The organism is Achromobacter insolitus (assembly GCF_002209555.1).
Classification (GTDB): Bacteria; Pseudomonadota; Gammaproteobacteria; order Burkholderiales; family Burkholderiaceae_B; genus Achromobacter; species Achromobacter insolitus.
In genome coordinates, this window is the sequence record NZ_NJIF01000002.1 from 602,671 (window position 1) to 616,776 (window position 14,106).

General features: G+C 65.0%; 14 protein-coding genes. 6 read left to right on the forward strand and 8 right to left on the reverse strand.

What is annotated here, in order from left to right; translation table 11 throughout:
• Positions 1 to 42 precede the first annotated feature (42 nt).
• A complete protein-coding gene (locus tag CEY08_RS08340) occupies positions 43 to 1,278 on the reverse strand; it encodes a branched-chain amino acid ABC transporter substrate-binding protein (RefSeq protein ID WP_042795449.1) in 1,236 nt (411 codons plus the stop codon).
• Positions 1,279 to 1,348: 70 nt separating this feature from the next.
• The gene (locus CEY08_RS08345) at positions 1,349 to 2,146 is read right to left on the reverse strand and encodes a shikimate dehydrogenase family protein (protein WP_076817262.1); all 798 of its coding nucleotides are present in this window, start codon (positions 2,144 to 2,146) and stop codon (positions 1,349 to 1,351) included.
• A 241-nt stretch (positions 2,147 to 2,387) separates the two neighbouring features.
• On the opposite strand from CEY08_RS08345, the gene CEY08_RS08350 reads away from it, so the two are divergent.
• Together CEY08_RS08350 and CEY08_RS08355 are read left to right on the forward strand one after the other, a co-directional pair.
• Positions 2,388 to 3,125, forward strand: coding sequence for an SDR family NAD(P)-dependent oxidoreductase (locus CEY08_RS08350; RefSeq protein ID WP_042795446.1), 738 nt, complete (start codon positions 2,388 to 2,390; stop codon positions 3,123 to 3,125).
• Positions 3,126 to 3,230: 105 nt separating this feature from the next.
• Positions 3,231 to 3,977 (forward strand): FadR/GntR family transcriptional regulator, encoded by a 747-nt coding sequence (locus tag CEY08_RS08355; protein WP_042795445.1) that lies wholly within the window; start codon positions 3,231 to 3,233, stop codon positions 3,975 to 3,977.
• Positions 3,978 to 4,239: 262 nt separating this feature from the next.
• Here the strand turns inward: CEY08_RS08355 and CEY08_RS08360 are convergent, their stop codons facing one another.
• The 6 genes from CEY08_RS08360 to CEY08_RS08385 all read right to left on the reverse strand — a co-directional run bounded on the left by CEY08_RS08360 (position 4,240) and on the right by CEY08_RS08385 (position 9,438).
• A complete protein-coding gene (locus tag CEY08_RS08360) occupies positions 4,240 to 5,577 on the reverse strand; it encodes an NAD(P)H-dependent oxidoreductase (RefSeq protein ID WP_076817264.1) in 1,338 nt (445 codons plus the stop codon).
• A gap of 69 nt (positions 5,578 to 5,646) precedes the next feature.
• Positions 5,647 to 6,207: a 5'-3'-deoxyribonucleotidase gene (locus CEY08_RS08365; RefSeq protein WP_076817266.1), complete on the reverse strand. Its 561-nt coding sequence runs from the start codon at positions 6,205 to 6,207 to the stop codon at positions 5,647 to 5,649.
• A gap of 46 nt (positions 6,208 to 6,253) precedes the next feature.
• Positions 6,254 to 6,784 (reverse strand): RNA 2',3'-cyclic phosphodiesterase, encoded by a 531-nt coding sequence (gene thpR / locus CEY08_RS08370; protein WP_076818105.1) that lies wholly within the window; start codon positions 6,782 to 6,784, stop codon positions 6,254 to 6,256.
• Between the two features lie 46 nt (positions 6,785 to 6,830).
• Positions 6,831 to 7,544: a chemoreceptor glutamine deamidase CheD gene (gene cheD / locus CEY08_RS08375; protein WP_076817268.1), complete on the reverse strand. Its 714-nt coding sequence runs from the start codon at positions 7,542 to 7,544 to the stop codon at positions 6,831 to 6,833.
• A gap of 290 nt (positions 7,545 to 7,834) precedes the next feature.
• Positions 7,835 to 8,743, reverse strand: coding sequence for a cell division protein FtsX (locus CEY08_RS08380; RefSeq protein WP_042795440.1), 909 nt, complete (start codon positions 8,741 to 8,743; stop codon positions 7,835 to 7,837).
• The gene (locus CEY08_RS08385) at positions 8,740 to 9,438 is read right to left on the reverse strand and encodes a cell division ATP-binding protein FtsE (protein ID WP_076817270.1); all 699 of its coding nucleotides are present in this window, start codon (positions 9,436 to 9,438) and stop codon (positions 8,740 to 8,742) included. Before CEY08_RS08385 ends, CEY08_RS08380 begins: the two co-directional genes overlap by 4 nt.
• 290 nt (positions 9,439 to 9,728) lie before the next feature.
• Between CEY08_RS08385 and CEY08_RS08390 the strand changes: the two genes are divergently transcribed.
• From CEY08_RS08390 to CEY08_RS08405, 4 genes are all read left to right on the forward strand, one after another.
• Positions 9,729 to 10,745, forward strand: a complete 1,017-nt coding sequence (locus CEY08_RS08390; protein WP_042795437.1) for an amino acid ABC transporter substrate-binding protein — start codon at positions 9,729 to 9,731, stop codon at positions 10,743 to 10,745.
• A 130-nt stretch (positions 10,746 to 10,875) separates the two neighbouring features.
• Entirely contained in the window at positions 10,876 to 12,066 is a 1,191-nt protein-coding gene (locus CEY08_RS08395) for an amino acid ABC transporter permease (protein ID WP_042795436.1), read from the forward strand.
• A gap of 1 nt (position 12,067) precedes the next feature.
• Positions 12,068 to 13,168, forward strand: coding sequence for an amino acid ABC transporter permease (locus tag CEY08_RS08400; RefSeq protein ID WP_042795435.1), 1,101 nt, complete (start codon positions 12,068 to 12,070; stop codon positions 13,166 to 13,168).
• Positions 13,169 to 13,228: 60 nt separating this feature from the next.
• Positions 13,229 to 13,969, forward strand: coding sequence for an amino acid ABC transporter ATP-binding protein (locus CEY08_RS08405; RefSeq protein WP_042795434.1), 741 nt, complete (start codon positions 13,229 to 13,231; stop codon positions 13,967 to 13,969).
• The last annotated feature ends 137 nt before the right edge of the window (positions 13,970 to 14,106 follow it).

The following is a 14,106-nucleotide window of genomic DNA, read 5'->3' on the forward strand; positions in this document are numbered from 1 at the left end:
CGGACCGTCACGCGCAAGCTGACGATCCGGCCGCGCGGCCCATCAGTTCGGCCGCTGCATCTTGCAGGTCGCCTGCGGCGGCGCCGATACGTCGGCCGCTGCCAGCACCTTTACCGGCTCAAAGCCCATGTCGGTGCCGTCGGCCTTGTACTTGGCATTCTTGCCAACCTTGGACACCACCATCGGCAGCTGCACCTGATGGTCTTCCGCGCGCATCGTGTAGGTGCCCAGCGGCGAGGTGTAGGTCACCTTCTCCAGCGCCAGCGCCAGTTGCGGCACGGACAGCTTGCCGTCCTGCGGCTTGACCTGCTTGAGCGCTTCGCCCAGGAAGTGGATGCCAATGACGGTCTGCGGTTCGGTGTAGCTGGGGTAGTGGCCGGTCTTGGCCTTGTAGTCCTCGGCGAACTTGGCGCCTTCTTCGCCCGCGGCCTCGATGTTGTAAGGATGAGCGATGTAATGGCCCAGCGCGACGTCGCCGGCATTGGCCAGGTTGCCCACCTGGTCCAGGAATACGGTGGCGAAGCGGACCTTCAGGCCAGCGGCCTGGGTGGCCTTCATCAGCAGCAGCAAGTCATTGGACCAGTTGCCGGTGATGACCGTGTCGGGCGTTGCCGAGCGGATGCGCGCGACGTAGGGCGCGAAGTCCTGGATCTTGTTGACCTCGTGCAGCGTCTTGCCGACTACTTCATAGCCATACTGCTTGGCAAAGCGCTCGGTCGCGCCTTCCATGTCCTGGCCCCAGGAGTAGTTCTGGTTGATGGCGTACACGCGCTTGCCCAGCGTGCCGTCGGACGACATGACCGAGGCCAGCGCCTTCACGCGCAGGTCGGCGTTGGTGGTGAAGCGGAAGTGGTAGAAGTGGCACTTCTGGCCGGTCAGTTCCAGCGCCTCGCCGCCGACGTTCAGGAACACGACTTCCTTGCCGGGGTTGCGCAGGTTGTGCTTGCGCACGTCTTCGGTCAACTGGCCGGAAATGGCCGACGACGATCCTTGCACCAGGATCTGCACGCCTTCGGCGGCGGCTGCGCGGAAGCGGTCGGACGCGCCGACCGGACCGCCCTGGTTGTCGAACTCGACCAGTTCCAGCGGCTGGCCGTTCCAGCCGCCGGCGGCGTTGATGCGGTCCAGCTCATACTTGACCGCGGCGCGGAACATCAGGCCGGTGGAAGCCTGGGGGCCGGACAGCGTTTCGATCAGCCCGATCTTGACGGGCGCGGCCTGAGCCGATGCGGCGATGCCGGCCAGGCACAGCAGGCCGGTGGTGAAAGCCAATTTCATGCGTGTCTCCTCCGTGGGACGGGAGTGTGGTGAATTGGTGAATCAAGCAAGCGCGCGGGCGGAACAGGCCCTAGCGCGGCACTTCTATGCCCAGGAACCGGGCAATTTCGGAGATCTGTCCTTCCAGCATGTACAAGCCCGGGTGCGTGCGGCAGCCGCGCGCGTCGGCGGCGCGCAGCAATGGCGTGTCGACACGGCTCATGACGGCGTCGGCGACGACGGTGCCGGCGGCAAGCGCGTCCAGCTGGAAGGGCAGGGGATCGGTGTCGTTCAGGCCCAGCGAGGTCGCATTGATGGCGATGTCGCAGGCGTCGGGGGTGGCGCTGGCCACGCTGATGGCCAAGGCCGGATACTGGCGCGCGAGATGGGCGGCGAAGGTGTGCGCCTTGTCGGCGCTGCGGTTGTACAGGCGCAGGCTGGCGGGACCGGTATCGGCGATGGCACAGGCAATGGCCTTGCCCGCGCCGCCCAGGCCGGCCAGATAGACATGGCGGCCGGCCGGGTCGTGCCCCTGGCTGCGCAGTCCGGCCACCAAGCCCAGTCCGTCGAAATTGCCGCCCGTGAGCACGCCGTCGCGCAGGCGCACCGCGTTGACCGCCCCGCTCAGTTGGGCGGATGGCGTGAGGGCGTCGCACAGGGCGGCGGCATTTTCCTTGTGCGGAACCGTCACCACGATGCCGCCCAGATTGGCCAGTCCGCGCATGCCCGAGAACAGACCAGGCAGGGCGGCGGGCGCCACATGGAACGGGACCATGACCGCATCCACGCCGCGCTCGCGCAGCAGCGCATTGAGCCGCTGGGGCGTCTTGACGTGCGCGATCGGGTCCGCCGCGATCGCGAAAACGGTAGTGCTGCCGGTGATTTCCACCTGTTTGTCCCCTGCCTGGGTAGCGGCTTGCCGCCGTGTCGTTCCTGACTCTCTTGCCTGAAAGCGCCAGTTGCTTTACGCTTTCAAAATAAGTTGTCAGGCAACTTTATTAAGTTGTCAGATAAATCATAGGGCAAGCGTTTTTCTCGTGTCAAGCGGCCGGTTCAGGAGTCCAATCGGAATTTCCGCGGCCGCCGGAAAGGCGCGCGAGCCCGCGTACGAGAGTGCTTCAGGAGACAGAATGATTTCGTTCGAAGGAAAAGTTGCGGCCATCACTGGCGCGGGCAATGGCATCGGCCTGGCGACGGCGCGGCTGATGGCGGCGCACGGCGCCCGGCTGGTGCTGACCGACATCGACAATGCGCGCCTGGAAGACGTGGCGGCCGAACTGGATCCCAGCGGGCAGCGTGTTTACACGCGCGCGCTGGACGTGTCGGCGTCCGCGGAATGCGAGCGCGTCTTCGAGGCGGCGGCAAAGCACTTCGGCGGACTGGACCATCTGGTGCATTGCGCCGGCATCTACCCAGAGCAGATGGTCAAGGACACCAGCGATGAGGCCTGGCGCACGCTGATGCGCGTGAACCTGGACGGCACCTTCTACGTGTGCCGCGCGGCGCAGCGCCACTTGCGCCACGACGGCTCCATCGTGCTGTTGACCTCATTGGCGGCCCAGCGCGGCAGCTATGCGCATGCGGCCTATTCCGCGTCCAAGGGCGCCGTGCAGAGCTTCACGCGCAGCCTCGCGCTGGAACTCGCCCCGCAGATCCGCGTCAACGCGGTGGCGCCGGGCATCATCGCGACCTCCATGACGCAGGACCTGATCGGGCAAAAGGGCGCGCAGCTGCTCGAAAGCACGCCGCTACGCCGCTACGGCACCGCGGAGGAAATCGCGGGTTCGATCGCTTTCCTGTGCTCGCCGCTGGCCGGTTTCGTGACCGGCGAGGTCATGCAGGTCAACGGCGGCATCTATATCGCGTAAAGTCCAAGGATGGCTCGGCTATCGACGCCGCGGCCGGCCGCCCAGGCATTCCCATAAACACGGGGCGGCGCCCATGCGCCGCCTGCACGTTTTCCACCATTCGACATGCAGCCCAACCAAGAACAGGATCCGTCGCGCGCCGCGCCCAAGAGTTCGCTTTCAGCGGCGCTGGGTGACGCGCTGGCGGAGCAGATACGCCAGGGTGTGCTCGCGCCCGGCGATCGCCTGCCCACGGAAAAGCAATTGACCGAAACCTATTCGGTCAGCCGCGCCGTCGTGCGCGAAGCGCTGGCGCGCCTGAAGTCCGAAGGCCTGATCACGTCGCAGCAGGGCAGCGGGGTCTTCGTCGACCCGAACTTCCAGAAGAACGCATTCCGGATCGCCGCGCCTACCCCGGGCGACAACCAGGATCTGGAACACATCCTGGAATTGATGCTCTCCATTGAGGTCACCGCCGCGCGCTACGCCGCGCAGCGCCGCACCGACGCGGACCTGAAGAAGATGCGCCAGGCGCTGGTCGGAATGGAGTACGCGCTGCTCAATGACAAGCTGGGCGACGAAGAGGACTACCAGTTCCATCATGCCATCGTGCAGGCCACCCACAATCCGCATCTGGTGGCCTTGAACGACTACCTGGAAGCCAACGTTCGCCGGGTTATCCGCAGCGCGCGCAACAACACGGCGCGCATGTATACCGAACGCATGGCCGCTGTACAGAGCGAGCATCAGGCGATCTTCGCGGCCATCGATGCCGGCGACCCGGATGCCGCCGGCCGCGCTGCCGACCAGCACCTGCGCAATGCCGCCGACCGTCTGCGTCTCTTCCAGGCGGAGCGTCCCGCGCCTGTTTAGGGGTTCTTGCCGCGGACGTCAGGGTTCGGTAGCTGCCGGTGTCAGGGTTCTGTAGCTGCCGAGGCTGCCCCAAGGCAAAGAACGCCCCCTTGGGGGGCAGCAAGCCGCAGGCGCGGCGTGGGGGCATTTTTTCTTCGCTCATGGGCAGATGCGATGAGGCGGGGGCCGGGCGGAGGGATCCGAAGCGCAGCCCCAACGGGGCGAGCATCGGAATCCCGCAGTCCGGACACCGGCGGCTCAAGAACCCCCGCCTGATAATGACCTAGGCGAAGGTCTGCTCCATTTCGCGACGGAATTGCACGGCCGGCGCGCGGTCGTCGTATTCGACGTCGCTCCAGCGGATCGCCTGGGACTGCCGCACCGGATTCTTCAGCTTGACCTGGTGCGACAGCCCCAGGGGCAGGTAGCCTTCGTCCACCGAGTCGCGCGCCGGCATCAGCCGGCCGTACACCGTGTAGCCGCCTTCGCCGTCCAGGATCTGGCCGGCCGGCAGGTCGCGCTTGGCGGTGGCGACGACATCGCCATGCCAGCCGGCGGGCGCGCCGGTGGGCTCGCGCCGCAAGCCTACGCTGGCCACGCTGATACCGAGCTCCAGGCCGATCAGGTGATAGGGCTTGTACATCGCGGTGAAGTTGCCGCTGGGATCCGTGACCAGGCCATACTCCTTGAAGCAGCGGCGCACATAGTCGCTGTCCGCGGCCAGGGTGACGTATACGCCCCAGCGCAGGTCGCGGAAGACCGGGCGGCCGTCGCGCTCCAGCGACGAAATAACTTCGACCTGGCCGCGGTGGTGCAGGATGCCGCCGCTATCGCGCGGCCGCAGCACGCGCGCCAGGTCGTCCACCCCGCAGGGCGGGAAGTGCAGGCCGGACGGCGAGGGCAGCAGTCCGGTCGCGTTGGAGACCGCGGCCATCTCGATGGCGCTCTTGGTGCCATCCAGGAAGCTGTTGAACATCTGGGCATTGAAGTCGCCGGCCGCGACCATTTCGGCGGTGAACCCGTAATAGGGCCAGACGGTGTCCGGCGTGGATGTATGGAATTCCGGCAGGTACTTGGTGCCCTTGCCTGCCGCCATGACCTCGAAGCCGCTGGCGCGCGCCCAGTCCACCATTTCGCAGATCAGGGCGGGCTGGTCGCCATACGCCAGTGAATAGACGATGCCGGCTTCGCGGGCGCGGCGCGCCAGCAGCGGGCCGGCAAGCGCGTCGGCTTCGACGTTGACCATGATGATGTGCTTGCCGTATTCGCAGCAGGCCAGCACATGGCTGATGCCGGCGGCCGCCTGGCCGGTGGCGTCGATGACGATGTCGACGTCCGGGCTGGCGATCACGGCATGGGGATCGTCGCTGAAGTAGACCTTGCCGTTCTTGAGGGCGTCGCTAATGCTGGCGGCATTGAGGGCGGTGGCGGGCCAACCCACGCGGGTCAGGGCCGCGCGGGCGCGGTCGGGCACCAGATCGGCTACCGCGACCAGCCTCATCCCCGGCGTGCGCGGGGCCTGGCTCATGAACATTGCGCCGAACTTTCCGGCTCCCAGCAGTGCAACACGCAAAGGCTTGTGGTCGGCTTCTCGCTGCTTCAGCAGGCGGTGCAGATTCATGGTGCAGGCTCCTCCGGATGGGGGTACAGCAACACAGAATAGTCCCAAATCGCGGCCGCTGAACAGGACTCACTCATCTGCCGTATATAGCTCTCCGGCAAGCACGTTGCGCCAGTTCTCCCAGTTGATGCGGGGACGGTCCGACACCTCGCGGTTGTAGGGGGCGTCAAACAGGATGTGCTTCCAGCGCGGCTGCACCGCGCCCTCGATCACGGGCTTGTCGTCGATCAGCAGATGGCCGTGCACCAGTGTCTTGTCCTTGGTCAGGATCAGCCGGTTGGTGGCATCGCGCCCCAGGTGCTTTTCCACCCACAGGTATTTTTCCGCCACGCAATTCTCGAATTGCGACAGGGGCGAGGAGCAGATGCGCACGTCCATGCCGAGCGCCAGCAATTCCTTCACGGCTTCCAGCGCGCCGGGTACCGGCGGCAGGTTGCGGATGAAGCCGGGCGCCGTGTAGATGGCTTCGGCCAGGCCGCGCAGTTCGGGAGCGTAATCCTGGCGGATGTAGAAGGACTTGCGGTCTTCGAACGCTACGGGAGGTATGTTCGGATGGCGCTCTTGCCAGGCGTCGATGAAGGCGTGTTCGAAGTCGGCGAGCACGCCGTCTTGGTCCAGCAGGATGATCATGGCGATCCCGGAGGTGGCAACGGGCTGATTGTGCCAGAGCGCAGCGTCAGGAGTTCTGCGGCCGGGATTGCGCCACGATGCGATAGCGGCTGCCGCCAGACAGCGATTCGGAGGCCACCAACACCATGCGGTCGTAGCGCCAGGACAAGGGCGCGGGCGTATCCGTGGGCGGGGTCGCGTGCTCGATATTGCGCAGCAGGGTGACGTGCGGGCGGAAGGGCTGGGGCGGCGCTGCCAGGCCGAACCCGTCCAGCCATTGCCAGAGCTCGTCATGGGCGGCCTGCAAGCCCGGTGGCGTGTCGCCGGGGCCGGCCCACAGGATGCGCTGGCGCCCGAAGACGCCATAGCGGTCCAACGTGATGTCCTCCGGCGCGAGACGGCGCTCGGGCGTGGCGGCGGCAAGTTCATCGGCAAGCGCCGCGTCGACGGGCCCCAGGAAAGCCAAGGTCAGGTGCAAGGTCTCCGTGCGCATGGCGCGTCCGCCGCAGCTCGGCCGCGCCTGCTCCGCCCAAGTGGCGAGCTTGGCCGCCAGCGGCGGCGCCGGCCACAGGGCGAAGAACAGGCGTACGGTGGACATGGGCTGATTGTAGGGGCGCGCGCCGCGCAATGCGCGTCGGGCCCGTTCAGTTGCCCGTGGTCTCCGTGCGGCGCCGGCGGGTCAGGGCGGTGTCGAAGCGTTCCACGCCAGGACGTGCCGGGGGGTCGAAGCGCTCCACGCCGGGCCGGGTGAAACGCTCGACCCGTTGCGGGGTTTCGGTCTTGGCCTGCACGCTTTGGGCGGCCGCCTGTTCGCGCTTGGCGATGATTTCCTCGGCGCGCTGATGGTGCGGCGCCATCTTGCGCACCATTACCCGGCCGTCGCGCGGGAAGTAGTTGATGCGGCGCGCGTGCACGTCGCCCAAATCTTGCGCCTTGACCGGAATGCCTTCGGTCTTGAGATAGTTCAGCACGAACTGGCCGTTGCGTTCGCCGATGTTCATCTGCTGCATGGCGGACAGCACGGCGCCGCCACCGAACACCTTGGCTTCCAGCCGGTCGCGGACGGCGCCGGCCTTCAGGAGTTCGTTGATCAGCACTTCCATGGCGAACGCGCCATAGCGCATGGTGGCCGAGGCGGGTGACTGCATGTCGCCTTCCGGCAACATGAAATGGTTCATGCCGCCCACGCCCGTCACAGGGTCGTGGATACAGGCAGCGACGCAGGATCCCAGCACGGTCGAGATCATCAGGTCTTCGTTGGTGACGTAGTACTCGTTGGGCAGTACTTTCACCGCCTGACACTGGAACGCGCTGTCGAAATAGTGGCGCGTCGCACGGGCTTCAAGACGGGCGGCCATGGGACTCGATTAGGGGCAAGAACAGCGATTGGGACACGAAGTTGGCAGCTCGAGAACAGAAATGTATCAAAACATGTAAGAAAATGTCGCTTTATTCTTGCATACTCAAGCTTCCAGCGGGTGAATGGCTGTGTAACGGACCCCGTAATGTGTCCGCTTTTTGCCGCATGGTTCGCAGCCTGGAGCGCCCGCTGGCAGGCATCCAGGCATCCTACACAAGCGGGCGGGAGTCGTTCCCCGGATCACGGGGAAGAACGGGCTCTATACGGAGCTTTAGGCGGGGGGAGCCGTCAGAAGCGCGTGCTGCGGGTGACCGACCAGCGGGCGGACAGCGCGCCCAAGGCGGCGGAGGCGACGACCGCGCCGATCAGCACGGCGGGGCCGGGCAAGTGCAGGGCGAATTCGGCCCCGTAGCTGCGCGCCAGCCCGACCAGGGCGTCGTTCAGCGGCGACAGGGCGACCGCCGCCACGCCAATGGCCAGCAGGGATGCCACGGCGCCCGACAGCGCGCCCAGGTAAAGGAACGGCCGGCGCACGAAGGATTCGGTGGCGCCTACCAACCGGGCCACGCCGATTTCCTCGCGTTGCGAAAGCGCTTGCATGCGCACGGTGTTGAAGACCGTTGCCAGCACCACCACCGCCACGCAGGCTGCCAGGAAGCCCAGGCCGATGCGCGCGAAGCGCAGGATGGCCTCCAGGCGTTGCACCCAGGCGCTATCCAACTGCACCAGGTCGACGTGGTTCCATTGCTTCCAGGATGCGGCAAGCTTGTCCGCCCGGCCTGCCAGGTTGTCGCCGTCGGCCAGCGTCACCACCACGGCGTCCGGCAGCGGGTTGCCGGGCAGCACGGCCAGCGCCTGTTGCCAGGCCGGGTTGGCGCGCAGATCGGCCAGGGCATCTTCACGGCCGATCACGCGCACCGCGCGGATGTCGTCCTTGAATTCGTCCTGGATGCGCTTGGCCACGTCCGCGGCGGCGCCCGAGGGGGCGTCCACCCGCATGAAGACGGTGACTTCGGGTGTGACCGACATCTGGCGCGCCACCGGCTGGACCGAGACCAGGATGGCGCTGCCCAGCAGCGGCAGGGCGAGGGCCAGGGCCATGACCAGCAGATTGGCCAGGGAAGAGAAGGGTTGCTTGATCAGCCGGCGCAGGGTGACCAGCAGCGCGTAGCGGTGTTGCCGCAGCCAGGCGTTCATGCGTTTTCTCCCGGGTAGGCCCGGCCGGACGAGGCGCCCTGGGAGTCGGCGAATTTGCCTGGGTCGATCCGCAAAGTGCGGGTGGCGTAGCGCGCCATGAGTTCCTGGTCGTGCGAGGCGATCAGCGTGGTCACGCCGACGCGGTTGAAGTCGCGGAACACGTTCATGATGCGCTGCGCGTTGTCGTGGTCGAGGTTGGCGGTGGGTTCGTCGGCGATCAGGATCGCGGGCCGGTTCACGATGGCACGGGCGATGGCCAGGCGCTGCTGCTCGCCGCCGGACAGCTCGATGGGATTGAGGTCTTCCTTGCCGGACAGCCCCACCTTGTCCAACGCGGCGCGGGCGCGGGCTGCGGCCGAATCCCAGGCATGGCCCGTGACCGCCAGCGGCAGCATGACGTTTTCGAACGCGCTTCGATCGAACAGCAGGTGTGTGTCCTGCAGGATGACGCCCACGGCGCGGCGCAGGTACGGCCTCGCCCGGGCGGGCAGCTTGTCCAGCCGCTGGCCGTTGACCTGGATCGATCCCCGGCTGGCGGGCTCCAGCCCGCCAATCAGCTTGAGCAAAGTGGACTTGCCCGCGCCGGATGGCCCGGATACGAAAACGAACTCTCCCGCGCTTACGCGGAAGTTGATGTCGGCCAGGATGTTGCGGCCGCGACCATATGATTTGAATACGTGCTGGAATTCGATCATGGCGGCTGTCAGATGAAGCCGCAATAGTAACTCGGGGACAGTAAGGTGGCCTAAGCCGCCAGGACGAGGCGCGGACAAATTTTTCGGCGCAAGGTATCCGGACACGCTTGCGCTGGCTCAAAAAGTGTCCCTTTTTTCGGGGGAAAACAGCGTTTCATTTCACCCAGTGTCCCTATATTTCAAGGGAATTCCCGGATGCGCCGCGTACGGCGCGGACGCTACCATCCGCCCCATACGTGGGCCCAACCCGGCCTGCGTGAGACTTCGCCTTATCCCACACGGAGAACACGATGAAAGTACTGAAACTCGCTGCGATCGGCGCCGCTTTGTTCGCTGCATCGGCCGCAGCCAATGCGGGCGCAACCTTCGATAACGTCAAGAAAAAAGGGTTTGTCCAGTGCGGGGTTTCGACGGGTATCCCGGGGTTCTCCATCGCTGACAGCAAGGGCGAATACAAGGGCATCGACGTCGATCTGTGCCGCGCCATCGCCTCGACCATGTTCGGCGACGCCACCAAGGTCAAGTTCACCCCGCTGAACACGCAACAGCGCTTCACCGCGCTGCAGTCCGGCGAAGTGGACGTTCTTACCCGCAACACCACGGTCACGCTGACGCGCGACACGACGCTGGGCCTGATCGGCGTGGGCGTGAACTACTACGACAGCCAGGGCGTCATGGTCTCCAAGGACCTGAACGTCAAGAGCGCCAAGGAACTGAACGGCGCCACCATCTGCGTGCAGCCGGGCACCACCACCGAACTGAACCTGGCTGACTGGTTCCGCGGCCAGAAGATCGAATTCAAGCCGGTCGTGATCGACAAGTACGACGAGATCATCCGCGCCTTCTCGGCCGGTCGTTGCGATGCCTTCACCACCGACAAGTCGCAGCTGGCTTCGACCCGCACCACGCTCGAGAACCCGGACAAGTTCATCATCCTGCCGGAAGACTTCTCCAAGGAGCCGCTGGGCCCCATGGTCCGCCAGGGCGACGAGCAATGGTTCAACATCGTGCGCTGGTCGCTCAATGCCATGCTCGAAGCCGAGGAATACGGCATCACCAAGGCTAACGTCGATGAAATGGCGAAGAGCCCCAACCCCAACATCCAGCGCATCCTGGGCGTGACCCCGGGCATGGGCAAGAACCTGGGCGTGGATGACAAGTGGGCCTACAACATCATCAAGAACGTGGGCAACTACGGTGAAAGCTTCGAAAGCACGCTGGGCAAGAGCAGCGCGATGAAGCTGGAGCGCGGCTTGAACGCGTCCTACAAGAATGGTGGTTTGATGTACGGTTGGCCGGTGCGTTAACACACGGCTGCCTGGAAAAACGGAGCCCGGCGCTCCGTTTTTCCTCTCCCGCCTGCGGGCGGGTGGCAGGAGTGGGTGGCGCGGCCCTTCCGGTTTCGCCGCCCGGTGTCCGACTTCTGTAGATTCACTCATGAATACTCCCAATAAAAGCGCGCCTGCATCGGCACCTCCCCGGCGTCTGAACTGGAACGATCCCGGGGTGCGCTCCGTGGTCTACCAGGTGCTTGCGCTGGCCGCAGTGGCCTGGGCCGTGTGGTTCCTGGTTTCAAACACGCTGCACAACCTGTCCGTGCGCAATATCGCCACGGGCTTTGGCTTCCTGGACCGCGAGGCCGGTTTCGCGATCGGTGAAACACCCATCGCCTATACCCCCGCGAACACTTATGGCCGCGCCATCCTGGTCGGTCTGCTCAATACGCTGCGCGTGGCCGTCATCGGCATCGTGCTGGCTACCATCCTCGGCACGCTCATCGGCATCGGCCGCCTGTCCAAGAACTGGCTGGTCGCCAAGATCACCTCGGTCTACGTCGAAGTGATGCGCAACGTGCCGCTGCTGCTGCAGTTGTTCTTCTGGTATGCGCTGATCACGGAAAACATGCCGGGTCCGCGCCAGGCGCACAATCCGCTGCCAGGCGTCTTCATCTCCAACCGCGGCCTGAAGGTGCCGGGGCTGGAAGGCAATTCGCTGGACTGGATGCTGGGCGGACTGGGCCTGGCCATCATCGCGATCATCCTGCTGGGCCACTGGGGCAAGAAGCGCCAGGAAGCCACCGGCCGGGTGTTCCCGCTGGGCCGCGCGGCCATCGGCCTGCTCATCGGCTTTCCCGTCATCGGCTGGCTGGTCAGCGGCGCTTCGCTGACCCTGGACATGCCGGAGCTCAAGGGCTTCAACTTTTCGGGCGGCCTGACCCTGTCGCCGGAATTCGCTGCCTTGATGGCGGGCTTGGTGATCTACACCTCGGCCTTCATCGCCGAAGTGGTGCGTTCGGGCATCCAGGCGGTCAATAACGGCCAGTGGGAAGCGGCCGGTTCGCTGGGCCTGCGCCGCAAGCAGGTGCTGCGCCTGGTGGTGCTGCCGCAGGCGCTGCGCGTGATCATCCCGCCAATGACCAGCCAATACCTGAACCTGACCAAGAACAGTTCGCTGGCCGTGGCCATCGGGTATCCCGATATCGTGTCGGTGGTGAACACCACGCTGAACCAGACCGGCCAGGCCATCGAGGGCATTCTCATCATCATGGCCGCGTACCTCACGGTCAGCCTGTCGATTTCGATATTCATGAATTGGTACAACAAGCGCATCGCGCTGGTGGAGCGTTGATATGAGCAGCACTTCGCATATCCCCGCCGAAGGCCTGCCGCCGCCCAGCACCCAGGTGGGTCCGTGGGCATGGGTCAAGTCGCGCCTGTTTTCGTCGCCGCTGAATATCCTCATCACGGTATTGGTGGCGTGGTTCCTGCTGATGGCGATACCGGCGCTGGTGGAGTGGGCCTTCATCAAGGCGAACTTCTCCGCGACCAATGCCCAGGAGTGCCGTGCCTCGGGCGGCGCCTGCTGGGCCTTCATCATCGAGAAGCACCGGCTGATCCTGTTCGGAACCTACCCGTACGACGAGCAATGGCGTCCGTTGATCGCGACCATCATCCTGGTGGCCGTGATCGTCTGCAGCGGCATCCGCCGTTTCTGGAACTGGAAGCTCGCCATCATCTGGACCGTGGGCCTGACGGCCGTGGCGCTCCTGATGTGGGGCGGCGTGTTCGGCCTGACCTACGTGGAAAACGCGCGCTGGGGCGGCCTGCCGCTGACGCTGATCCTGTCCACGTTCGGCATCGCCTTCGCATTCCCGATCGGCGTGCTGCTGGCCTTGGGCCGGCGTTCCAAGATGCCCGCCATCAAGGCGCTGTGCGTTGTGTACATCGAGCTGATCCGCGGCGTGCCGCTGATCAGTTTGCTGTTCATGTCGTCGGTGATGCTGCCGCTGTTCCTGCCGGAAGGCTTCTCTATCGACAAGCTGCTGCGCGCGCAGATCGCGATCATCATGTTCGCGGCGGCGTACATCGCCGAAACGGTCCGTGGCGGCTTGCAGGCGATCCCGAAGGGCCAGTACGAGGGCGCCGATTCCCTGGGCCTGAACTACTGGCAGCAGATGCGCAAGATCATCCTGCCGCAGGCGCTGAAGATTGTGATTCCGCCGCTGGTCAGCATCTTCATCGCGCTGTTCAAGGACACCTCGCTGGTGGTGATCATCGGCATCTTCGACCTGACGCTGGCGGCCAAGGCAGCCTTGTCCGATGCGGCATGGCGCGGATTCGGGGTGGAGGCGTACCTGTTCATTTCGCTCATCTACTTCGTCTTCTGCTTCTCCATGTCCAAGTACAGCCAGGCGCTCGAAAAACGCCTGGCCACGGGACACGCACGCTAGAACTTTGCAGCGCGTCCGCCCCGGGCGGGCGCGCACCGCGATACTTACGGGAGTACAGGCATGTCTGATGCCATCATCAAATTGCAGGACGTGAACAAGTGGTACGGGCAGTTCCACGTGCTGCGCAACATCAACCTGGACGTCGCGCCGGGCGAACGCATCGTGGTGTGCGGACCGTCGGGCTCGGGCAAGTCCACCATGATCCGTTGCATCAACCGCCTTGAAGAGCACCAGAAGGGCCACATCATCGTGGACGGCACGGAGCTCACCAACGACCTCAAGCACATCGAGACCATCCGCAAGGACGTCGGCATGGTGTTCCAGCACTTCAACCTGTTTCCCCACCTGACGGTGCTGGAGAACCTGACGCTGGGCCCCATGTGGGTGCTGAAGAAGCCGCGCGCCGAAGCCGAGGCCACGGCCATGAAGTACCTGGAGCGCGTGCGCATCCCCGACCAGGCCAAGAAATTCCCCGGCCAGCTCTCCGGCGGCCAGCAGCAACGCGTGGCGATCGCGCGTTCGCTGTGCATGAGCCCCAAGATCATGCTGTTCGATGAGCCGACTTCCGCGCTGGACCCGGAAATGGTCAAGGAAGTGCTGGACGTGATGGTCAACCTGGCCCAGGAAAGCGGCATGACGATGATCTGCGTCACCCACGAAATGGGTTTCGCGCGCAAGGTCGCCAACCGCGTCATCTTCATGGACCGGGGCGAAATCATCGAGCAGAACAGCCCCGACGAGTTCTTCGACAACCCGCAGAACGACCGGACCAAACTGTTCCTCAGCCAGATCCTGCACTGATCCCCCAACCGCCTTCGGGCGGTTTTTTCATGGGGCGGCCGGCTTGATTCCCGGCGTTTGGAATGGGCGCTGTTACGGGAACAGGCGGGCGTTCTGCTGGTATCTCTTTGTTACGCCGTATTCCTTGCTGCGGTATG